The following is a 21,310-nucleotide window of genomic DNA, read 5'->3' as shown; positions in this document are numbered from 1 at the left end:
CGTATTCCAAGGAGCATCCAGCCATGTGGCAAGATATCTCTCGCCTCGCCGAGGCCTACGGCGACCGCGCCATCCTCGATCTCTTTGCTGCCGACAGTGCCCGTTTCGAGCATTTCTCGGTCAGCGCCGACGGGCTGCTCTTCGACTTCTCGAAAACCAATATCTGCGCCGAAACCCGTGAGGCCCTGCTGGCGCTCTGCACCGCGGCCGATCTGCTGGCCAAGCGCGAGGCCATGTTCGGCGGCGCGAAGATCAACGAAACCGAGGGGCGCGCCGTGCTGCACACTGCGCTGCGCAACCTCTCTGCCCAGCCGGTCGAGGTCGACGGTGCCGACGTGATGCCCGGCGTTCTGGCCACGCTCGAGCGCATGCAGCAATTCTCGGACGCCGTGCGGGCTGGGGACTTCGAGGGGCAGGGGGGCCGGATCACCGATGTGGTGAACATCGGCATCGGCGGCTCTGACCTTGGCCCGGCCATGGCCGAGATCGCCCTGCAACCCTTCGCCGACGGGCCGCGTTGCCATTTCGTCTCCAACGTCGACGGGGCGCATATCCATGACGCCCTGCGCGGGCTTGACCCGACCCGGACGCTGGTCATCGTCGCCTCGAAGACCTTCACCACCATCGAGACCATGACCAATGCCCGCACCGCCTGGGACTGGATGGCCGAGAAGGTCTCGGACCCCGGTGCGCAATTCGCTGCACTCAGCTCGAACCAGGAGAAGACCGCGGAATGGGGCATCGACACCTCGCGCGTCTTCGGCTTCGAGGATTGGGTCGGCGGGCGCTATTCCATGTGGGGGCCGATTGGCCTGGCGGTGATGATCGCCATCGGCGCCGAAGCCTTCCGCGAGTTCCTCAAGGGCGGCGAGGCGATGGACAGCCATTTCCGCTCTGCGCCGCTGCAGGACAACCTGCCGGTGCTGCTGGCCCTCGTCGGGATCTGGCACAACCAGGGCCTGGGCTATGCCACCCGCGCCGTGCTGCCCTACGAGCAGCGCCTGGCCCGTCTGCCTGCCTATCTCCAGCAGATGGAGATGGAGAGCAACGGCAAGCGCGTCGCCATGGATGGCAGCGACCTGCAGATCCACTCAGGCCCCGTCGTCTGGGGCGAGCCGGGCACCAATGGCCAGCATGCCTTCTACCAGTTGATCCACCAGGGCACCCGCGTGGTGCCGTGCGAATTCATGGTCGGCATCGAGGGGCACGAGCCCGAGCTTGCGCATCAGCACGATCTGCTGATTGCCAATTGCCTGGCCCAGTCCGAAGCGCTGCTGCGTGGCCGCTCGCTGGACGAGGCGACAGAGATCATGGCCGCCAAGGGCCTGGAGGGCGCCGAGCTGGAGCGCCAGGCGCGCCACCGCGTCTTCCCCGGCAACCGTCCCTCGACCACGCTGGTCTATCCCAAGCTGACGCCCTTCGTGCTGGGCCAGATCGTGGCGCTCTACGAGCATCGTGTCTTCGTCGAGGGGGTGATCCTGGGCATCAACTCCTACGACCAGTGGGGCGTCGAGCTGGGCAAGGAACTGGCGGTGAAGCTCTCTCCGATCCTCTCGGGCGAAGAGGGGACCGAAGGCAAGGATGGCTCGACCGCAGGGCTGGTCGCGGTGATCCGCGCGGCGCGCTGAGCAGCAGCTTCCGACCGAGATCCCAGCGCTGATGAAGGGGCCAGTGCAGGCTCGCCGAGAGCGGGCCCATGGCCCTTTGTCCGCGCTGGCCGCACGGCATGTCTGAAAAGGCAAAAATGGGAGGCGGGAGCGGGACCCCGCCCCCCAAGGACTTGTCCGCAAGGCGGTGTGGGGCGCCATATCGCACAAGCCCTTCGTGGCCCAGCTTCCGGCACTCGGGAAACGGCGCCAGGGACAGACGCTCTTCCGGAAACGGACCACGAAGCCTGTTCGGCGGACGCCCGAACAAGGGTCGCCCGCCTGACAACAGCAGAACTCTTACATGCCGAAACAATGGCACTCGTTACGCCAGCCTCTGAAGGCCTTGTGAGAGTTACGGCGCCTGCTCGGGAAGAGTTTCAGCCTCTGCGATGTTTTTCCGAAAAAAGTGCAATGGCATGAAATCCATGGTGAAGCTCATGCCGCCGCGCGGGTCATGCGCCGGGGATGTCGAAGCCCTCTGGCGCCAAGGTGAAGCCTGCGAAGTCGAAAGCGGGCGAGACGGTGCAGCCCACCAGGGCCCAGCCCCCAAGCGCCCTGGCCGCCTGCCAATGACCCTCGGGCACGATGCCTTGCGGGCGCTGCCCCGCGGCCAGGTCGGGGCCCAGGATCTGCGTCTCTGCCGGACCCTCGTCGCTGGCCGAGATGCGAAGGGCCACCGGGGCGCCGGCGTAGTGGTGCCAGATCTCTGCGGCATCGACATGGTGCCAATGGCTGGCTTCGCCCTCGCGCAGCAGGAAATAGATACAGGTGCCCGCCGCGCGGCTGCCCTCGTCGGCCCGGGCAATCCAGGTCTGGCGGAAATGGCCGCCCTCGGGGTGCGGAGCGAGGTCGAGAAGGGCGATGATCTCATCTGCGGTCATGGAGAGCTTCCTTGGTTGTCCGGCGGCGGGCCCGTGTCCCGGCCTACCCGCGATTGACACTGACATGGACCCGAGGTAGCCAATCGACGCCGAAAAACGCAAGGCCGGTTGGTTAGCCCGGTCACGATCTTCGCCCCGAGCGGCGGATGGATCGCGAGTGTATCGTTTCCGATTCCAGGCGCCCACCCCACGGGCGCCCGACGGATGATCTCCGGGGGTGCCCCCATCGGAGATAGCAATGACCAAGACCTCCCCGCCGCCCGCGGCACCTCAGACCAAAGCCGTGGTGATCCTGGCGCAGCTCTTCATCTCGTGCCTGATGGCGCTGGCGATGACCTTCTGCATGTCGATCCTGCCCTTCGGGTTCAACCCCGGTTGGTTCGCAACCTGGATGCAGCGCTGGCTGACCGCCTGGCCCGTGGCCTTCCTCTTCGCGCTGGTGATCGGCCCGATGTCCTTCAAGCTGGCCGGGCTGACCCTCGGCCTGGGGGCGCGCATCCGGGGCTGACCGGAGCCTGCGTTTCAGGGGCGCGCCTCAGGCCCCCCCTGAAACGCAACGCGCCCCGCAGCCAGGGGCTCGGGGCGCGCGCGAGAGATCAGGCATTTCACCTGATCGTCGGAAGGGCTTACTTCAGGATCGAGCGGCCGGCGTATTCGGCGGTCTCGCCCAGCATTTCCTCGATACGGATCAGCTGGTTGTACTTGGCCAGCCGGTCGGACCGGGCCAGCGAGCCGGTCTTGATCTGACCGCAGTTGGTGGCCACGGCGAGGTCGGCGATGGTGGCATCCTCGGTCTCGCCCGAGCGGTGCGACATGACGTTGGTGTAGCGGGCGCGATGCGCCATATCCACGGCCTTCAGCGTCTCGGAGAGCGAACCGATCTGGTTCACCTTGACCAGCATGGAGTTGGCCACGCCCTGTTCGATGCCCATGGCCAGGCGCTCGGGGTTGGTGACGAAGAGGTCATCGCCCACCAGTTGCACCTTGTCGCCCAGCAGGTCGGTCAGCAGCTTCCAGCCTTCCCAATCATCCTCTGCCATGCCGTCCTCGATCGAGATGATCGGGTAGGCGTCGCAGAGCGCTTTCAGGTAGTCGGCGTTCTCGGCCGAGGTCAGGGACTTGCCTTCGCCCTTCATCTCGTACTTGCCGTCCACGAAGTATTCGGTCGAGGCGCAGTCGAGGGCCAGGTAGATGTCCTCGCCGGGCTTGTAGCCGGCCTTCTCGATGGACTTCAGGATGAAGTCGAGCGCATCGGTGGTCGAGCCCAGCTCGGGCGCGAAGCCGCCTTCGTCGCCAAGGCCGGTGGACATGCCGGCGGCCGAGAGCTCTTTCTTCAGGGTGTGGAACACTTCCGAGCCCATGCGCACGGCTTCGCGGATATTCGCGGCCGAGACGGGCATGATCATGAATTCCTGGATGTCGATCGGGTTGTCGGCATGCTCGCCGCCGTTGATGATGTTCATCATCGGCACCGGCAGCACGCGCGCCGAGGTGCCGCCGACATAGCGGAACAGGGGCTGGGAGGTGAAATCGGCAGCCGCCTTGGCCACGGCCAGCGACACGCCGAGGATGGCGTTGGCGCCCAGGCGGCCCTTGTTGGGGGTGCCGTCGAGCTCGATCATGGCGGCGTCGATGCCCTGCTGCTCGGTGGCGTCGAAGCCGACGAGGGCCTCGGCGGTCTCGCCGTTGACCGCCGCGACCGCTTCAAGCACGCCCTTGCCCATGTAGCGCGACTTGTCGCCGTCCCGCTTCTCGACGGCCTCGTGAACGCCGGTGGAGGCGCCCGAGGGCACGGCGGCGCGGCCCAGGGTTCCGTCTTCGAGGATCACGTCGACCTCGACCGTGGGATTGCCGCGGCTGTCGAGAATCTCGCGGGCGTGAATGTCGATAATGGTGCTCATCTGGAAATATCCTCTGTCCAGGGGCCTTTGACCCGTTTTGTAGAGGCACAATCCAGGCTTGGAAAGGCGGGGCTGCAAAGATTGCCGCTTTCCGCGGAATGTTTGCAGCCGGGCACCGCGCCCTGCGCCTCAGGGCAGCGGAGTGGCGCGACTTTCAGCCAAGGTCCTGCGCGCCAGGCGGCGTTCGCGCAGGAAGGTGTAAAGGCCCGAGCCGAGGATCAGCGTGGCGCCGATGTAGGTCATCAGGTCCGGGATCTCTCCGAAGACCAGCGCGCCCATGATCAGGGTGAAGAGAAGCCGGGTATAGCGGAAGGGGGTGACAGCCGAGGCATCGCCAATGCGGGTCGCCAGCAGCACACAGTAATAGCCCGCTGCCATCGACAGGAAGGAGAGCAGCATCATGCCCGATTGCGGCAGGCTCATGCCCTGCCAGCTGCGCCCCTCGATGGCCAGCAGCACGAAGCCCGTGGGCACCAGGATCGAGAAGGCCAGGAAGGCCGCCACGGTCGAGGGCAGGGCCTCGGGCATGCGCCGGGCCGAGAGGTCGCGCACCGCGACCGACAGCACCGCGCCCAGCACCAGCAGCGCCTCGGGGCGGAAGCCTTCGAGACCCGGCCGGATCACGATCAGCACGCCGACGAAACCAACCCCGATGGCCGACCAGCGCCGCCAGCCGACGCTTTCACCCAGAAAGAGCGCCGCGCCCAGGGTGATCGCCAGCGGGGTGGCCTGGAAGACCGCGCCCACGGTGGCAATGGGCACCAGCGCCAGTGCCGAGATGAAGAAGAGGGTCGAGAACCCCTCGGCAATGGTGCGGGTGATCACCGCCGGATGGCGCGACAGCGGCCCCAGCACCGGGGCGCGTTGCCCCGCGCAGATGGCGCCGAAGAGGATGATCCCGCCGGTGCCGAGCAGCACCATGATCTGGCCCGCCGGAAGGCTGCCGGTCAGGAACTTGTTGAACCCGTCCTCGATGGTGAAGAAGACCATGGCAAGGATGACGAGGGCGATGCCCCTGAGGTTCTGCATTGTACGGGTCCGGAAACTGGGAGAGGGGCCGCGGCCCTTGGCAATGGCGCCGGGCTAGCACCGGCCTTGCGGGGCCACAAGCTCTGCCTGCGCATAGCCGGGTTCGCGCCCATGCGCGGGTCCCGGCCCCGGTGCGTCCTAGTGCCCGGCCTTCTTCGCGGGTGTGTCCCCGCCGATCGCATCGTCAGCCTCTGCGACCCGATCCTCTTCGGAGGTGGCCTCTGGCACGCCGTAGAGCTCCAGCCGGTGGCCCTGCAGCCGGTAGCCCAGCTTCGCGGCGATCTTTTCCTGCAGGGCTTCGATCTCGGGGTCGCAGAACTCGATCACCCGCCCCGTGGTCACGTCGATGAGGTGATCGTGGTGGGCGCGCTCTGCATCCTCGTAGCGCGCGCGGCCATCGCCGAAATCGACCTTTTCCAGGATGCCGGCCTCTTCAAAGACCTTCACCGTCCGATAGACCGTCGCCAGAGAGATCTTCGGGTCGCGGGCATTTGCGCGGGCGTGCAACTCTTCCACGTCGGGGTGGTCGCGCGACTGGTCCAGCACGTCCGAGATCACCCGGCGCTGTTCCGTCATCCTCAGCCCCGCGCCTTCGCAACGGTGTCGTATCGTGTCTCTCTTGGCCATCTGAACCTTGCGCCGGTGGTGGAGCCCTTTTTCTCAGGTCGCAGCCGGGGCGGCAAGGCTTTTGGCCGGACCGGCAGGCGGAGGCGCGCCGGCCCCGGATCAGCGCCGGTTCAGGCAGCAGAGAGCCCGAATGGAAAAGGGCGCCGCGATCTCTCGCAGCGCCCCTGAATGCGATACCGGAGGGATCACTCCAGCTCGATCGTCCCCGGAGGCTTCGAGGTGCAATCGTAGAAGACGCGGTTGATGCCCTTCACCTCGTTGATGATCCGGGTCGAGGTCTCGCCCAGGAACTCATGGGTGAACGGGTAGTAGTCGGCGGTCATCCCGTCGACCGAAGTCACCGCGCGCAGGGCCAGCGCGTAATCGTAGGTGCGGCCATCGCCCATCACGCCCACCGTGCGCATCGGCAGGATGGCGGCGAAGGCCTGCCAGATCTCGTCGTAGAGACCGTGCTTGCGGATCTGGTCGATGTAGACCGCATCCGCCTTGCGCAGGATCTCGAGCTTGTCGCGGGTGATCTCGCCGGGGCAGCGGATCGCCAGGCCGGGGCCGGGGAAGGGGTGGCGGCCGATGAAGCTGTCGGGCAGGCCCAGCTCGCGGCCCAGGGTGCGGACCTCGTCCTTGAACAGCTCGCGCAGCGGCTCGACCAGCTTCAGGCCCATCTTCTCGGGCAGGCCGCCGACGTTGTGGTGGCTCTTGATCGTCACCGAGGGCCCGCCGGAGAACGAGACGCTTTCGATCACGTCGGGATAGAGCGTGCCCTGGGCCAGGAACTCGGCGCCCTCGATCTGGTCGGCGTATTTCTGGAAGACGTCGATGAAGAGCTTGCCGATGGTCTTGCGCTTGACCTCGGGGTCCGAGACCCCCTCGAGCGCGCCGAGGAACAGGTCGCTCTCATCGGCGTGAATCAGGTTCAGGTTGTAGTTGTCGCGGAACATCTTCACCACCTGCTCGGCCTCGTTGAGGCGCAGCAGACCGTGATCGACGAAGACGCAGGTCAGCTGGTCGCCGATGGCCTCGTGCAGCAGGATGCCGGTGACCGAGCTGTCGACGCCGCCGGAGAGGGCGCAGATGACCTGCCGGTCGCCGACCTGTTCGCGGATCTTGGCGATCATCTCTTCGCGGTAGGCGCCCATGGTCCAGTCGCCGGTGAAGCCCGCATCCTTGATGAAGTTCTCGTAGAGGGTCGCGCCGTTCGGGGTGTGGTGCACCTCGGGGTGGAATTGCACGGCGTAGAAGCGGCGCTCGAGGTCGGCGGTGATGGCGAAGGGCGCGCCCGGCGAGGTGCCGTAGACCGCGAAGCCGGGGGCCAGCTTGCTGACGTGATCGCCGTGGGACATCCAGACCTGCTCGCGGCCTTCCAGGAACCAGCCGTTCAGCAGGTCGATGCGCTGCTCGGCAGGCTGCACGTAGGCGCGGCCGAATTCGGCAGTATGGCTTTCGCCGGCCTCCACCATGCCGCCGAGGTCCTGCATCATGACCTGCTGGCCATAGCAGATCCCCAGGATCGGCACGCCAAGGTCATAGACCTCCTTCGGCGGACGCGGAGAACCTTCGCGCACCACGCTGTCGGGCCCGCCCGAGAAGATCACGGCCTTGGGCGCGAACTCGGCCAGGAAGTCGGCGGTGACATTCTGGTAGGGGTGGATTTCGCAATAGACCTTCAGCTCCCGCAGGCGGCGCGCGATGAGCTGCGTGACCTGGGACCCGAAGTCGATGATGAGAAGGCGGTCATGGGATGTCTGGATCATGTCCACGCCATAGAACGCGGCGCGAAAGGAGGCAAGAGAGGAGCGCGCTCCGCAATGGCCAATCCTGTTGAATTGCGCCTCTCGGGGGATCATCTTGGGAAGATGGAGGGTGCAGGAGAGCGCCCATGCCGAAGGGAGGCCCCCATGCCCAGCAAGATCCTTGTTGCCACCGACCTGTCGATCCGCTCTGAACGGGCGCTGCGGCGCGCGGCGCAACTCGCGGTGCAGCACGAGGCCGAGCTCACCGCGCTCTGCATCATCGACGAGGACCTGCCGGTCAAACTCGCCCATAAGGTGCGCGAGGACATGGTCGACGAGCTGGCGCTGCATTGCGAGGGTCTGGACCACGGCCATGCCATCCAGCGGGTCGAGATCGCCGAGGTGGTGCAGGGCATCCTCAAGGTGCTCGAGGAAAGCGGCGCCGATCTGCTGGTGCTGGGCATCCACCGGCACCGTCCGCTCTGGGATCTGGTCTATGGCACCACGATGGAGCGCATCCTGCGGGTGGCCCAGGTGCCGGTGCTGCTGGTCAAGACCGTGCCCCATGCCCCCTATGCCCGCATCCTGGCCGGCATCGACATGTCCGAGGCCTGCGCCCTGTCGATTTCCGAGGCGCATGAGCTGTCGTCCGAGGCCGCCATCAGCGCCTTCCACGCCGTGCATGTGCCCTATCGCGGGCTGGTGGCGCCGCATGGCTCTGCCGAGGCGCTCTCTCCCTTCCTCGACGAGGCCGAGAGGGCGATGGAAACCTGGTGGGAGAGCGCCGATCTGCCTGCCGCCTGCGAGATGCCGCGCGCCGAATCCGCCGGGCGGACCGAGCTTCTGATGCAGAAGCTGAACGAGGTTTCGCCCGATCTGCTGGCTATCGGTGCCCATGGGCGGTCAAGCTTCACCCCAACCATGCTGGGTAGTTTCACCGAGCAGATCCTGCGCGATCCGCCCTGTGACGTGCTGGTGGTGCGCCGCTGAGACGGCGGGGTCCCTGACCCTCGGGCAATTTGACGCGTTCGCGCTTTTTCTGTCGCTTTTGCCCCGCCGATGCCGCTTGCGGCGGGCGACGGGGCGGGGCAGTTGGCTATCTAGAAGTCAGAATTCGGCAGGGAGGCATGCGGCATGACGGAAGCAGCGGAGCGGAAGCGCGGTCGAGGTGGTGGCGGCGCGGCACGGCGCGCGGCGCGTACGGCGGTGTCGATCGACTGCGCCCCGGTGATCCAGCGCGGCATTCCCAACATGGAGATGCTCTCGGAAGAGGCGCTCGAGATCATCGAGACCAATGCCGAGACGGTGCTGGAAGAGATCGGCGTCAACTTCGTCAACAATCCCGCGGCTCTGGAGCGCTGGCGCGAGGCCGGGGCCGACGTGCGTGGCGAGCGGGTGCATATCCCGCGTGGCCTGGCCCGCAAGCTCTGCAAGACCGCGCCCGGCAGCTTCACCCAGCTGGCCCGCAACCCCGAACGCTCGGTCGAGATCGGCGGCAAGGGGCTGGTGCTGGCGCCTGTCTATGGCCCGCCCTTCGTGCGCGACCTCGACGGCGGCCGCCGCTATGCCACGATGGAAGACTTCCGCAAGTTCGTGAAGCTGGGCTACATGTCCAAGTGGCTGCACCACTCCGGCGGCACGGTCTGCGAACCGACCGACGTGCCGGTGAACAAGCGCCACCTCGACATGCTGCACGCCCATATGACGCTGTCGGACAAGCCCTTCATGGGCTCCGTGACCGAGCCCTCCCGCGCCGAGGATTGCGTCGAGATGTGCAAGATCCTCTTCGGTGAAGAGGTGGCGACCTCGCAGCCGGTGATGACCTCGCTGATCAACATCAACTCGCCGCTGACCTTCGATGACGTGATGATGGGCGCCCTTGAGGTCTATGCTTCGAACATGCAGGCCTGCATCGTGTCGCCCTTCATCGTCGGCGGAGCCATGGCGCCGGTCTCGACCGTGGGCACGCTGACCCAGGTGCTGGCCGAGGTGCTGGCGGGCGTCGCCTATTCGCAGCTGATCCGCCCCGGTGCGCCGGTGATCTTCGGTGCCTTCGTCACCTCGATCGACATGAACTCGGGCGCGCCCACCTTCGGCACGCCGGAAGCGTCGCAGATCCTCTACGGTGCGGGCCAGCTGGCGCGGCGGCTCGGGCTGCCCTTCCGGTCTGGCGGCGGGCTCTGTGGCTCGAAACTGCCCGACGCCCAGGCCGCCTACGAGACCTCCAACACGCTGAACGCCGCCCTGCTGGGGGGCGTGAACTTCATGCTCCACGCCTGTGGCTGGCTGGAGGGCGGGCTGGTCTCGTCCTTCGAGAAATTCGTGCTGGATGCCGATCAGCTGGGGGTGCTGCACCGTCTCGCCGCGGGCGTCAGCCACGATGAAGAGGCCCAGGCCATGGATGCGATCAGAGAGGTCGGTCCGGGCGGGCACTACCTGGGCTGCGGCCATACCCAGAGGCATTTCCAGAGCGCCTTCTGGCGTTCCGACGTGCTGGACAACAAGCCCTTCGAGACCTGGTCCGAAGAGGGCGCGCGCGACAGCCAGCAACTGGCCAGCCTGCGGGTCCAGAAGCTGCTGGATACCTACCAGCAGCCCGCCATGGCCCCCGAAAAGGCCGAGGAACTGGCCGCCTTCGTGGCGCGGCGCAAGGCAGAAATGCCCGACGCCTTCGCCTGAGGTCATCGCACGCCCGAGGTTCAGCCCTCGGGCGTGCGGGACGCGGCAGAGACCAGCCGCGCCTCTCCGATCAGAGCCGCCAGCAGCCGGATGTGGCGCTGCGGCGAATAGGTCCCCGCGCCGATACGGCGCTGGTCGTCCAGCTCTGCCTCGCGCTCGAGCAGGTCCAGCGCCGCGGCGCCGTGCCGGCGCGGTGCCGGCTGACCCAGCAGGGGCGGCAGATGGCGCTCTCGCTGGTAGTCCTCGGCCAGTTGGCGCGCCGCGCCGACCAGGAGTTTCGGCCGTTTGAGCTGGCCGAGCATCGCGTGAATGTCCTGCATATCCAATCCTCGTCCTTGTTCTGGTGCTGGGCCGCGGCATGCGGCAGGCCGAACATGGCACAACCTATTCGGGTGTTGCGTCTCAGGCGGGGGCGCGCGCGGTGCTGCAAGAATAGTTTATGCTTTCGAAACAATGGTTGAGGGCGAGGTTAACGATTAACCTTTATGAAACCTTAACGCCTGACCTTGTGGATAAACTGGGGGTAACCCAGGTTAACGAGACTGCCGAACGAGACCGATATGAGCCCGACAGAGCATTGCGATGTCCCTGCGGCGGGTGGGTTGCCCCCCTGGGTCCCGACCGCCGCGCGCCATTATCTATGCCATACGGAACGCGGGGTACCGATAAGACAACTGGCGCGCGAAGCGGGCTGCCACCCGTCGACCGTGCTGCGTCAGATCCGCCGTTTCGAGACACTTCGGGATGATCTTCTGGTCGACTGCGCCCTTTCCCGGCTGGGACGGGAGGGCTGCGACAGGGCGGTTTCGGCACGGTCAGGCCAGACCGAGGATGGCTCGACCATGAAGACTGTTGCCAGGGAAGATCTCGACACTCCGATCACTGAAACCATTCTGCGGCGGGATGCGCTGCCGGTGCTGCGCCACCTTGCGCGCCCCGGCACCGTGCTTGCCGTGGCCCAGGACATGGACAAGGCGGTGGTGGTGCGTGACCGTATAGACGGCTCTCCGGACCGGCTGGACGTGGTGTCCCGCCAATTGGCCGAGGCCATGGCCCTGAAGGATTGGATCAGCTGCAAAAGCACCGGGCGCGTGGCGCGCTACAGTATCACCTCGCAGGGCAGGGCGACGCTCAACACCTTGATTGCAAAGTCGGAAAACGCCGCGCGTGGCTTCGCCGAGGGCATGGCGCGTTTCGAGACCGATGAAGAGGGCGAGGCGGGCGATGGCGCGGAAGAGGCATTCCGGGGCCGGGGCTGGGCCACCGATACCCCGGTGGCGGCGCTGGCCCGGCGGCGCGATCGCGATGGCCAGCCCTTCCTGCGGCCCGAGCTCGTCCGGGCCGGAGAGCGGCTGCGCGAGGATTTCGAGCTGTCCCAGATGGGCCCGCGTGTCACCCAGGACTGGGACCGCTTCATGACCGCAGGCGTCTCGGATGGCAGCGGCGGTCAGCCCTCGGGGCCGCTGCGCGGCGCAGAGGCGGCGCGCGCGCGGGTCTCGGAGGCGCTGCGCAATCTCGGGCCAGGGCTGGCCGATGTGGCACTGCGCTGCTGCTGCCATCTGGAGGGGCTGGAGACCGCTGAGCGCAAGATGGGCTGGTCGGCGCGCTCTGGCAAGATCGTGTTGCGCATCGCGCTGGAACGTCTGCACCGGCACTACCAGGAGCTGCCGCAGGAAAGCCGGATGATCGGCTGAGCCCTGGGCCCTGCCTGCCTCGCGTCCGGCACCCATGGGCGTCACCTGTTAGGCGACATTAACGGCGGGTCTGATCATGCGACAGGCCCGCCGCCTTTTTGTCTCTACTACGGAAACAAAAAATCTTAATCTTAACGATTGTGGCGCGGCTCTAGCCGCCGACCACCAGACCCACCACATAGGCCACCAGCGCGCAGGCGGTGCCGACGGCGATGGTCTCCCCCAGGGTGCGCAGCAGTTTCTCTCCGGTGGCGCTCCAGCGCAGCAGGCCGAGCGCGCAAAGCGCCGCCAGGGTCGAGAAGATCGAGGCCAGGAAGATGGTGTTCGACGGCGGGTAGAGGAAGTAGGGGATCAGCGGCGCCGCGCCGAAGACCAGGAAGCTGCAGAAGGTCACCAGCCCGTTCACCGCCGGGCGCTCTTCCGCCGGGTCGTGCATGCCGAACTCATAGGTCATCATCAGGTCGGCCATGATTGAAGGGTGGTGCACCATGATGTCGGCCGTCGCATGGGCGTCCTCGCGCGTCAGTCCGCGCTGATGCAGGATGGTCTCGAGCTCGTCGCGCTCATGGTCGGGGTTCTCGGCGATCTCACGCAGCTCCATCTCGCGGCGCGAATGGTAGAGGTCGTGCTGGGCGCGGCCCGAAAGGAACTCTCCCAGCCCCATCGAGACGGCGTCGGCGAAGAGGTTGGCCAGGCCGAAGACCAGCACCGCCAACCCGCCGATCTGCGCGATGCCATCGGATTGCGCCCCGGCGAAACCCGAGACGATGGCGAAGGTGGTGACGATGCCGTCATTGCCGCCGTAGACGATCTGGCGCAGATATTCCTGCGCGCGCCCAAGCTGATGTGCATCCCGCCGATGTTGTGCCCAATCCATGGTCGATCCCCTGTCTGACGGGGCGGGGTCTAGCGCGGGAGTGCCTTCAGGCAAAGCGCGAACGACTCGCAGTGGTTCGATCCTGCAACAATCCCCCTGAACAGGGGGTATGCCGCAGAGGATAGGCTTGAATTTCATTCCCGCGCGGATGAAGAAAATTCATGAACCTGACGATCCGCCAATTGAACTACTTCAAGTCGCTTGCGACGCATCGCAACTTCGGCCGCGCCGCGGAGGCGGTGCATGTCTCGCAACCGGCGCTTTCGGTGCAGATCCGGGACATGGAGCAGGCCCTCGGCGCGCAGCTGGTCGAGCGGCGCAGCCGGGATGTGGCGCTGACCCCCTTCGGGCGGCTGGTGCTGGCGCAGACCGAGAAGGTGCTGACCGAGATGCAGGCGCTGAAGGACCTGGCGCGCTGGAACGGCGGTCTCTCCGGAGAGCTGCGGCTCGGCATCATCCCGACCATCGCCCCCTACCTTCTGCCCGCCGCCCTTGGCGCCATCCGTGCCGATGATATCGGCCTGGTGATCCAGGTGCAGGAGGGCAAGACCGCGCGCCTGCTGGAGGATCTGCATACGGGCCGCCTGGATGCCATCGTCCTGGCCCTGCCGCTGGAGAACGAGAAGGGCCTGGTTTTCGAGCCGCTCTTCGAGGATCGCTTCCTGCTGGCCGGCACCGAGGCACGGCTGACCGCGCTCGGCGGGCGCGAAAACAGTCTCAGGCCGGATCACATCGGGCCCGATACGCTGCTGCTTCTGGAAGATGGTCACTGCCTGACCGACCAGGCGCTGGAAGTCTGCGGCCGCGGGCAGGAGCATGCGCAGATCAACATGGGGGCCTCGTCGCTCTCGACGCTGTCGCGGCTGGTCGCAGCGGGCTTCGGGCTGACGTTGCTGCCAGAGCTGGCGGTCGGTCGCGAGGCCGAGGGGCTGTCGCTGCGCCGTTTCGGCGGGCAGGAGCCCTCGCGGCAGGTGGCGCTGGTGCGGCGGGCCTCGTCCATCGACGACGGCTGGTTCCGTACCCTGGCGCATATCCTGGCCCGCGCGGGCCAGGAGATCACCGAAGAGGTGCGCGCCGCCCACTAGCCGGGGCGACGCATGGGCCATCAGGCCGCGGCGCGGGCCGCTTCCAGGTACGCCAGCAGGGTCTCGGGGGAGGACTCGCCGTAGGGGTCTTCGCCGTGGTTGTCGCTGATGCCGGGCTCTTCGAACCAGGCTTCGACGACACCGTCCTTGACGATGGCGGCATAGCGCCAGGAGCGCAGGCCGAAGCCCAGGTTGTCCTTGTGCACCAGCATGCCGACACGGCGGGTGAACTCGCCCGAGCCATCGGGGATCACCTTGACGTTCTTGATGCCCTGGGCCTTGGCCCACTGGTTCATCACGAAGCTGTCGTTGACGGACATGCAGTAGATCTCATCGACGCCGAGGTCCTGGAACTTGGCGAAGTTGTCCTCGAAGCCTGGCAGCTGGTAGGTCGAGCAGGTCGGGGTGAAGGCACCGGGCAGCGAGAACAGGATGACGCGCTTGCCGGCGAAGTAATCGTCGGTGGTCATGTCCTGCCAGCGGAAGGGGTTCGGGCCTTCGATGCTTTCGTCACGCACGCGGGTGCGGAAGGTAACCTGGGGGAGTTTCGTGCCGGGCTGCATGGCATCATCCTTTTCTCTGAGCGTTGGTCGGCCTCTTGTTAGAATTGTTCCAATCGCGGTGCAAGTCGGGTTCCGCGGTGCGGCATGGAGTTGCTGCTATTTTCTCTTGCGAATTCAGCTGCTAACAATGTTCGATGCCGCGCCTTTCTGCACCTGCATGGCAGCCATTCCGTAAATGCAGGACCGACATGCGCAACTGGTCCTTTCCTGTGCGCCCCGCTATGATAGCCCTCAGCCCGTAAGAGGAGCCAGATATGCGTGATCTCAAGATCCCCGAGCAGCGTCACCCGGAAAAGGCGCACCGCCCAGACAATGCCCAGCCCCGCAAGCCGGACTGGATCAGGGTCAAGGCGCCCACGTCGAAGGAATACAACGAGACGCGCAAGATCATGCGGGACAACAATCTCGTGACGGTCTGCGAAGAGGCAGGCTGTCCGAATGTCGGCGAATGCTGGTCCCAGGGTCACGCCACCATGATGATCATGGGCGAGATCTGTACCCGCGGCTGCACCTTCTGCAACATCGCCACCGGCCGTCCCGATGAGCTGGATGTCTTCGAGCCGGGCCGCGTCGCCCATGCGGTCGAGAAGCTTGGCCTGAACCACGTGGTGATCACCTCGGTCGACCGTGACGACCTGGACGATGGCGGTGCCGACCACTTCGCCCAGACCATCCGCGCGGTGCGGCATCGCTCTCCCTCGACCACCATCGAGATCCTCACCCCCGATTTCCTGAAATGCGCCCCCGAGGTGCTGGAGACCGTGGTCGAGGCGCGCCCCGACGTGTTCAACCACAACCTGGAAACCGTGCCCGGCCTCTACCAGGAGGTCCGCCCCGGTGCCCGCTACTTCCACTCGCTGCGCCTGCTGCAACGGGTGAAGGAGATGGACCCGACGATCTTCACCAAGTCCGGCATCATGGTGGGCCTGGGCGAAGAGCGCCCGCAGGTGCTGCAGGTGATGGATGACATGCGCGCTGCGGATATCGACTTCATGACCATCGGCCAGTACCTGCAGCCGACGCCCAAGCACCATGCGGTCGACCGCTTCGTGACGCCCGAGGAATTCGCCAACTACGAGAAGGCGGCCTTCAACAAGGGCTTCCTGATGGTCTCGGCCACGCCGCTGACGCGCTCGTCCTACCACGCGGGTGACGACTTCGCCCGCCTGCGCGAGGCGCGGATGAAGAAGCTGGGCATGGCCTGAGCAAACGCGGGACCTGAGCCCGGCAGGGGCGGGGGGAGACCCCGGCCCCGGTCCATTCAATTGCGAAAGGGCGCCCCAGAGGTGCAGCCCTTTGCAATGAATGGTGCGGCTGCGGTCTGTAGCCGAAATCATTTCTGAAATGACGCTGTGCGGGACAGTGGCGCCCTAGGAAGTCCTTCGGGGGCTTCGGCGCCTAAGGTCGGCTGTGCGAATGCAACGGTCATTCGTTTATTCGACAGATCTCGTGAATTTCGATATCGGTGTGGGAAACGATGCCGTTGAAGGGAACCAGCCCCCCATGCCAATGCCATGGACATATCGACACGCTTCCAAGGAATGGCGCGCTTTCCTCGATGATGTGAAAGAGCGCATGTCCCTTGAATCCGACAACATGGCGTACACGGCGGTCGATGCGGTCCTCCAGGTGTTTCGGCGTCGTTTGAACGCTCAAGAGGGTTTGGAATTCGCAAGTGTCCTGCCGAGCGTTCTTCGTGCGATTTTCGTGCACAACTGGGATGTTACGGAACCCCGCGCTGAATTTTATGACCGCGAAAAGCTCGTTTCCGAGGTCAAAGCGGTGAGGGTGAACCACAACCTGACGCCGGACAATGCCATTGAGGCAACGGCATGGGCGGTTCGGCGAACCACCAACCGGAGAGACTTCGAGCGAGTGTTAGCGAAGCTACCGGCCGAAGCACGCGACTTTTGGCAAGTGGATGTCACCGATCCTGCCGAGCTAGAGCAAAGGATCATCTAGCTGCTTTGCAGCATCCGTCACTCTGGACTCGAAGCGGACATTGCGCTTCAAGCTTCCGAGCTGCACCGGCATTTGCATAGGGCGCCGCGAGGGCGCCCTCTATTGCGTTTTCAATGAGACGGCAGGTTGTCCCGGCATTCGGCTCACTCCACCGCTGGAACCGCCTTCACGTAGGCGGCAATCGCGGCACGGTCCGTGGCGGAGAGGTTGGCGGTGTTCTGCACCACCTCTGCCATTTCGCCACCGGCAACGTCGAAGTCAGGCGTGAAGCCCGAGGCGAGGTATTCGGCGATTTCATCCTCGCTCCAGCTGAGACCGCCGGAGGTGATGTTGGGGATCGTGCCCTGACCCGAGGGGTTGGGCGCGCCGCCCAGCCAGCGGGAGGTGTCGAGCCCGCCAAGCGCATTGCGCGGCGTGTGGCACTCGGCGCAATGGCCAAGCGCTTCGACCAGGTAGCGGCCCCGTGCCAGGGGCTCGCTGTTGACCTCTTCCATGACGAACTCATCGCGGAAGAAGAGCAGCTTCCAGCCGCCAAGGCTGCGGCGGATGTTGAAGGGGAAACCAACGTCATGGTCGCGGCTGGCGGTCTCGGTCGCAGGCAGCGTGTCGAGGTAGGCGCGCAGGTCGGCCACATCCTGCGGCCTGGCCTTGGCGTAAGAGCCATAGGGGAAGGCGGGGTAATAGTGCTGCCCGGCCGGAGAGACCCCGCGCAGCATCGCATTGGCCAGGTCGGCCACGGTCCAGGCGCCGATCCCGGCGGTCTCGGAGGTCGAGATGTTGGGGGCGTAGAAGGTGCCGAAGGGGCTGGGGAAGGCCTTGCCGCCGGCCAGGATCAGCCGCGCCTCACCCTCGGCGCCGGGGGCCGCATGGCAGGAGGCACAGCCACCGGCGTTGAAGATCGCCTCTCCGTGCTCGGGATCGCCGGTGAGCCCGGCGGTGACCGACGGGTCCAGCGGCTTCGGCGCGGTCAGCACCCAGCCCACCCCGGCGGCGATTATGATCAGGACGATAAGGCTTGCCAGGATCTTGCGCATCGGATCCTCCCCCGTGCTGGCCGGGCACAGCGGCCCTTTGCCGCAGGGTTAACCCAGCACGGCCAGAGCGCAACAGGCAAATTCTGACGTTGCCGTGACGCCTAGCGCCGGGGCAGGCGTTCGGGCTCCAGCCACTCGGGGAATCCGAAGAGCTGTTCAAGCCCCCAGATCGCCAGGCAGAGGGCCACCACCGCGGCCACCAGCTTGACCCGCTTCGCCGAGGGCGGATTGCGGGCCCAGCGGGTGGCGCGCAGCAGCCAGATCATTCGGGCTCGGTGAAGCGCACCTTGCCGATGAAGGGCAGGTTGCGATTGCACTGGGCGTAGTCGATGCCATAGCCCACGACGAACTCGTCGGGGATCTCGAAGCCGATCCAGTCGGCCTTCATGTCCGCTTCGCGCCGCGAGGGCTTGTCGAGCAGCGCGATGGTCTTGATCCGCGCCGGATCGCGCGAGCGCAGCAGGCCCATCACGTGTTTCAGCGTATGGCCGGTGTCGACGATATCCTCGACCACCAGCACGTTGCGGCCCTCGATCTCGCCGCGCAGGTCCTTCAGGATGCGCACCTCGCGCGAGCTCTCCATGGCGTTGCCGTAAGAGGAGGCCTCGAGGAAGTCGACCTCGACATCGCGGTCCGACAGTTCTCGTGCCAGATCGGCGATGAAGACGAAGGAGCCGCGCAGCAGCCCCACCACCACCAGCCGCTCGTCGGCGGGGAAGGTGGCCCGGATTTCATGGCACAATGCCTCGATCCGCGCCGCGATGGCCTTGGCAGAGATCATTTCGTCGATGACATATGGACGCGTCACGGTCTTCCCCCTTGAATGTCGCGGCCTAGTATAAGACATGAAAACCCCAGCAGAAACCAGAACGTATGGGAAGCCCTGTCCGCCGATGCCGACCCATTCCGAGACCCGCAAGCTGCCCTATACGGCCCAGCAGATGTATGACCTGGTGGCCGATGTGTCCGCCTATCCCAAGTTCCTGCCCTGGTGTTCTGCCGCGCGCATCCGCTCGCGCAGGCACGAGGGCGACCACGAGGTGATGGAGGCGGACCTGGTGATTTCTTTCAAGGTGTTCCGCGAGCGGTTCGGCAGTCGGGTCGTGCTCTGGCCCGAGCAGATGAAGATCGACACCGAGTATCTCGACGGTCCCTTCCGCTACATGAAGTCCAACTGGACCTTCCGCGAGGCCGAAGCGGGCTGCGAGATCGACTTCTTCGTCGATTTCGAATTCAAGAACGCGGTGCTGCAGGGGATCATCGGGGTGGTCTTCAACGAGGCCATGCAGCGCATCGTGCGCGCCTTCGAGCGCCGCGCGGCAGAGCTCTACGGCTGAAGCGCCGCCAGCAGCATGTCCAGCGCGTAATCGGTTGCCCGGCGCCGTACCTCGGCGCGCCCCAGGGCGCCGAAATCCACCGTCACGCTCAGCGTGCCCTCGGCGCCGGTCAGGGCAAAGCAGACGCGCCCCTCAGGGTCATCGCCCGAGGGGCCGGGGCCCGCGACGCCGGTGGTGGCGACGACCAGATCGGCACGCAGTCCGGCGCGCGCGCCACGGGCCATGGCGCGGGCGACCTCTTCCGAGACCACGCCGTGTTCCACGATGACCTCGGGCGGGACTTCGAGCAGCGCTTCCTTCACCGCCACCGCGTAGGAGACCACGCCGCCCAGCACCACCGAGGATGAGCCCGGCACATCGGTCAGCGCGGCGGCGATCAGCCCGCCGGTGCAGCTCTCGGCCGTGCCGAGGCTCAACCCCCGTTCGCGCGCGGCGCGGATGACGGAGGCGGCAAGCGCGCTCATGCCATCAGCACCAGGTGCGATAGGGCGGCCAGGGCGACGACGACCACCGCCGCGAAGACGCCGGCGATCAGGTCATCCAGCATCACCCCCAGGGCGTCGTTGCGCCGGTCGGCGCGGCCGACCAGCCAGGGCTTCCAGATGTCGAAGAGACGGAAGGCCAGGAAGGCGGTGACCCAGCCGGGCCAGAGCGCCGAAAGCGGCGCGCCGACATGCGCGGCCCCCAAGGAGACGGGCAGGAAGGCCACGAAGATACCCACCACCTCGTCGACGACGATCTCCGAGGGGTCGTGATCCGCCTTGCCGGCGGTCTCGGCCTTCACCGACCAGAGGCCGGCAAACCAGACCACGATCAGCGCCAGGACCAGCAGCAGCGGCCCGCCCAGCCAGTGCAGCAGCACCGCCAGGAGTAGCCCCGCCGCGCTGCCCCAGGTGCCCGAGGCCGGTTTCAGGTGGCCGGTGCCACCGACGGTGGCAATGAGATGAGAGAGGGTCATGCCTTCACCAGCAGGGCCGTCGCGATGGACGCGATCCCTTCCTTGCGCCCGGTGAACCCGAGCTTTTCAGATGTGGTCGCCTTGACCGAGATGCGAGAGACCTCGAGGCCCATGATCTCGGCCATGCGGGCCTGCATGGCCCCGGCATGAGGCCCGATCTTCGGCGCCTCGCAGATGATCGTACAATCGACGTTCGAGATCGCATAGCCCTTCGAGGCCGCCAGTTCGACCGCATGGGCCAGGAAGATATGGCTGGCGGCGCCCTTCCACTGCGGGTCCGAGGGCGGGAAGTGACGCCCGATATCGCCTTCGGCCAGGGCGCCGTAGATCGCGTCGGTTACCGCATGCATGGCCACATCGGCATCGGAATGGCCCAGCAGGGCGCGGTCGTGGGGGATCTCGACACCGCAGAGCCAGACGCCGGCCCCCTCGGTGAAGGCATGCACGTCGTAACCATTGCCCAGTCGGATATCCATTTGGCCTCTCAGTATCTTCTCGGCCCGAGCGAAATCGCCGGGGTGGGTGATCTTCAGGTTCTCTTCGGCGCCCGGCGTGATGGTCACGGCAAGTCCGGCGGCGCGGGCGACCTCGACATCATCGGCGGCACCGCCGGGGTGGGCGGCATGGGCCGCCAGCAGCGGGGCAAGGCGGAACCCCTGCGGGGTCTGCGCCCGAAAGAGCCCCTCGCGCGGGGCGGTGCCGGTGACCTGGCCCGCCGCGCCGCGCCAGAGTGCATCGGTGACCGGCAGGCCCGGTGCCGCCGCCTCGGCCTGCTGCAGGGCGTCGCGCACATCGGCGATGACCTGTTGCGGGACGCAGGGCCGCGCCACGTCGTGGATCAGCACGGTCTCGACCTTCGCCGGGTCCAGGGCCGCAAGCCCCGCCCGTACCGAGGCGTCACGGCTTGCCCCGCCGGGCACGCGCAGGATATCAGACGGCAGCTCCCGGCCCATGTCCTCGGGGTGGAGAACCACCACGATGGGCCAGAGCCCGGCCTTGCGGATCGCCGCGATCGTCCAATCCGCGACCCGGCGCCCGGCCAGGGGCTGCCACTGTTTCGGCAGCGGTCCACCGGCCCGGCTGCCCCGGCCGGCGGCCACGATGATGGCGGCGTCGCTCATGTGTTGCGGTTCCGATCCTTGGGGTCCTTGGCAGAGGAATAGGCGCAGCAAGGCGCGGGGGCAATGGCGGGAGGCTCTGTCCCTCGCCTAAAAAACGGGCATGTGAGGTGCCCGCCAGGAAGTAATTAGGGCCGTTTTGTTGTTAGTCACACGGATTCGGTCTAACGCATAAGCGGATGCTCA

Annotated in this window: 23 protein-coding genes; 9 read left to right on the top strand and 14 right to left on the bottom strand. The window is 66.3% G+C overall.

All coding sequences use genetic code 11. The features are described from left to right. Window positions 1–23 precede the first annotated feature (23 nt). Window positions 24–1,628: a glucose-6-phosphate isomerase gene (gene pgi / locus CRO50_RS12685; RefSeq protein WP_097146281.1), complete on the top strand. Its 1,605-nt coding sequence runs from the start codon at window positions 24–26 to the stop codon at window positions 1,626–1,628. Window positions 1,629–2,101: 473 nt separating this feature from the next. Here the strand turns inward: pgi and CRO50_RS12680 are convergent, their stop codons facing one another. Continuing rightward, window positions 2,102–2,530, bottom strand: coding sequence for a cupin domain-containing protein (locus CRO50_RS12680; RefSeq protein ID WP_097146280.1), 429 nt, complete (start codon window positions 2,528–2,530; stop codon window positions 2,102–2,104). Window positions 2,531–2,768: 238 nt separating this feature from the next. Between CRO50_RS12680 and CRO50_RS12675 the strand changes: the two genes are divergently transcribed. Beyond that, complete coding sequence (locus CRO50_RS12675; RefSeq protein ID WP_097146279.1) at window positions 2,769–3,038, top strand: DUF2798 domain-containing protein; 270 nt, start codon at window positions 2,769–2,771, stop codon at window positions 3,036–3,038. A 118-nt stretch (window positions 3,039–3,156) separates the two neighbouring features. Here the strand turns inward: CRO50_RS12675 and eno are convergent, their stop codons facing one another. The 4 genes from eno to guaA all read right to left on the bottom strand — a co-directional run bounded on the left by eno (window position 3,157) and on the right by guaA (window position 7,838). Continuing rightward, a complete protein-coding gene (gene eno / locus CRO50_RS12670; protein WP_097146278.1) occupies window positions 3,157–4,431 on the bottom strand; it encodes a phosphopyruvate hydratase in 1,275 nt (424 codons plus the stop codon). 129 nt (window positions 4,432–4,560) lie between these two features. Beyond that, complete coding sequence (locus CRO50_RS12665; RefSeq protein WP_097146277.1) at window positions 4,561–5,460, bottom strand: DMT family transporter; 900 nt, start codon at window positions 5,458–5,460, stop codon at window positions 4,561–4,563. Between the two features lie 138 nt (window positions 5,461–5,598). Next, complete coding sequence (locus CRO50_RS12660; protein WP_232617820.1) at window positions 5,599–6,087, bottom strand: Fur family transcriptional regulator; 489 nt, start codon at window positions 6,085–6,087, stop codon at window positions 5,599–5,601. A 185-nt stretch (window positions 6,088–6,272) separates the two neighbouring features. Continuing rightward, the gene (gene guaA / locus CRO50_RS12655) at window positions 6,273–7,838 is read right to left on the bottom strand and encodes a glutamine-hydrolyzing GMP synthase (RefSeq protein WP_097146325.1); all 1,566 of its coding nucleotides are present in this window, start codon (window positions 7,836–7,838) and stop codon (window positions 6,273–6,275) included. A 144-nt stretch (window positions 7,839–7,982) separates the two neighbouring features. Here guaA and CRO50_RS19950 point away from each other — a divergent pair, with 144 nt between their 5' ends. Continuing rightward, window positions 7,983–8,807, top strand: a complete 825-nt coding sequence (locus tag CRO50_RS19950; RefSeq protein WP_179747271.1) for a universal stress protein — start codon at window positions 7,983–7,985, stop codon at window positions 8,805–8,807. A 144-nt stretch (window positions 8,808–8,951) separates the two neighbouring features. Then, the gene (locus CRO50_RS12645) at window positions 8,952–10,496 is read left to right on the top strand and encodes a trimethylamine methyltransferase family protein (RefSeq protein ID WP_097146276.1); all 1,545 of its coding nucleotides are present in this window, start codon (window positions 8,952–8,954) and stop codon (window positions 10,494–10,496) included. A gap of 20 nt (window positions 10,497–10,516) precedes the next feature. On the opposite strand, the gene CRO50_RS12640 is transcribed toward CRO50_RS12645, so the two are convergent. Next, window positions 10,517–10,816 carry a DUF6477 family protein gene (locus tag CRO50_RS12640; protein WP_097146275.1) on the bottom strand — a complete coding sequence of 100 codons (300 nt, stop codon included), beginning with the start codon at window positions 10,814–10,816 and terminating at the stop codon, window positions 10,517–10,519. A gap of 522 nt (window positions 10,817–11,338) precedes the next feature. Between CRO50_RS12640 and CRO50_RS12635 the strand changes: the two genes are divergently transcribed. Then, window positions 11,339–12,190, top strand: coding sequence for a DUF6456 domain-containing protein (locus CRO50_RS12635; RefSeq protein WP_332835705.1), 852 nt, complete (start codon window positions 11,339–11,341; stop codon window positions 12,188–12,190). A gap of 151 nt (window positions 12,191–12,341) precedes the next feature. Here CRO50_RS12635 and CRO50_RS12630 read toward each other — a convergent pair whose 3' ends face one another. After that, window positions 12,342–13,067 (bottom strand): VIT1/CCC1 transporter family protein, encoded by a 726-nt coding sequence (locus CRO50_RS12630; RefSeq protein WP_097146273.1) that lies wholly within the window; start codon window positions 13,065–13,067, stop codon window positions 12,342–12,344. A gap of 161 nt (window positions 13,068–13,228) precedes the next feature. Between CRO50_RS12630 and CRO50_RS12625 the strand changes: the two genes are divergently transcribed. Continuing rightward, complete coding sequence (locus tag CRO50_RS12625; protein WP_097146272.1) at window positions 13,229–14,152, top strand: LysR substrate-binding domain-containing protein; 924 nt, start codon at window positions 13,229–13,231, stop codon at window positions 14,150–14,152. 20 nt (window positions 14,153–14,172) lie between these two features. Here the strand turns inward: CRO50_RS12625 and CRO50_RS12620 are convergent, their stop codons facing one another. After that, a complete protein-coding gene (locus CRO50_RS12620; protein WP_097146271.1) occupies window positions 14,173–14,715 on the bottom strand; it encodes a peroxiredoxin in 543 nt (180 codons plus the stop codon). Window positions 14,716–14,969: 254 nt separating this feature from the next. On the opposite strand from CRO50_RS12620, the gene lipA reads away from it, so the two are divergent. Continuing rightward, window positions 14,970–15,920, top strand: a complete 951-nt coding sequence (lipA, locus tag CRO50_RS12615; protein WP_097146270.1) for a lipoyl synthase — start codon at window positions 14,970–14,972, stop codon at window positions 15,918–15,920. A gap of 244 nt (window positions 15,921–16,164) precedes the next feature. After that, window positions 16,165–16,677, top strand: coding sequence for a DUF2267 domain-containing protein (locus CRO50_RS12610; RefSeq protein ID WP_332835706.1), 513 nt, complete (start codon window positions 16,165–16,167; stop codon window positions 16,675–16,677). Window positions 16,678–16,820: 143 nt separating this feature from the next. Here the strand turns inward: CRO50_RS12610 and CRO50_RS12605 are convergent, their stop codons facing one another. The 3 genes from CRO50_RS12605 to hpt all read right to left on the bottom strand — a co-directional run bounded on the left by CRO50_RS12605 (window position 16,821) and on the right by hpt (window position 18,558). Continuing rightward, on the bottom strand, window positions 16,821–17,711 hold the full coding sequence (locus CRO50_RS12605; RefSeq protein WP_097146268.1) for a cytochrome c: 891 nt from the start codon (window positions 17,709–17,711) through the stop codon (window positions 16,821–16,823). A 101-nt stretch (window positions 17,712–17,812) separates the two neighbouring features. After that, window positions 17,813–17,977: a hypothetical protein gene (locus tag CRO50_RS20145; RefSeq protein ID WP_179747269.1), complete on the bottom strand. Its 165-nt coding sequence runs from the start codon at window positions 17,975–17,977 to the stop codon at window positions 17,813–17,815. Then, on the bottom strand, window positions 17,974–18,558 hold the full coding sequence (hpt, locus tag CRO50_RS12600) for a hypoxanthine phosphoribosyltransferase (protein ID WP_097146267.1): 585 nt from the start codon (window positions 18,556–18,558) through the stop codon (window positions 17,974–17,976). The genes CRO50_RS20145 and hpt overlap by 4 nt, the downstream gene beginning before the upstream one ends. Window positions 18,559–18,604: 46 nt before the next feature. Here hpt and CRO50_RS12595 point away from each other — a divergent pair, with 46 nt between their 5' ends. Next, on the top strand, window positions 18,605–19,048 hold the full coding sequence (locus tag CRO50_RS12595; RefSeq protein WP_097146266.1) for a type II toxin-antitoxin system RatA family toxin: 444 nt from the start codon (window positions 18,605–18,607) through the stop codon (window positions 19,046–19,048). Here the strand turns inward: CRO50_RS12595 and CRO50_RS12590 are convergent. The 3 genes from CRO50_RS12590 to CRO50_RS12580 are packed head-to-tail and all read right to left on the bottom strand — an operon-like array spanning window position 19,039 to window position 21,127. Continuing rightward, entirely contained in the window at window positions 19,039–19,512 is a 474-nt protein-coding gene (locus CRO50_RS12590) for a CinA family protein (protein WP_097146265.1), read from the bottom strand. The genes CRO50_RS12595 and CRO50_RS12590 overlap by 10 nt on opposite strands. Then, window positions 19,509–20,006: a phosphatidylglycerophosphatase A family protein gene (locus tag CRO50_RS12585; RefSeq protein ID WP_097146264.1), complete on the bottom strand. Its 498-nt coding sequence runs from the start codon at window positions 20,004–20,006 to the stop codon at window positions 19,509–19,511. Before CRO50_RS12585 ends, CRO50_RS12590 begins: the two co-directional genes overlap by 4 nt. Next, window positions 20,003–21,127: a bifunctional 2-C-methyl-D-erythritol 4-phosphate cytidylyltransferase/2-C-methyl-D-erythritol 2,4-cyclodiphosphate synthase gene (locus CRO50_RS12580; RefSeq protein WP_097146263.1), complete on the bottom strand. Its 1,125-nt coding sequence runs from the start codon at window positions 21,125–21,127 to the stop codon at window positions 20,003–20,005. Before CRO50_RS12580 ends, CRO50_RS12585 begins: the two co-directional genes overlap by 4 nt. Window positions 21,128–21,310: the final 183 nt, after the last annotated feature.

It is taken from the genome of Pseudooceanicola antarcticus, assembly GCF_900215355.1.
GTDB lineage: Bacteria > Pseudomonadota > Alphaproteobacteria > Rhodobacterales > Rhodobacteraceae > Pseudooceanicola > Pseudooceanicola antarcticus.
This window is presented reverse-complemented; position numbering and strand designations above follow the sequence as displayed.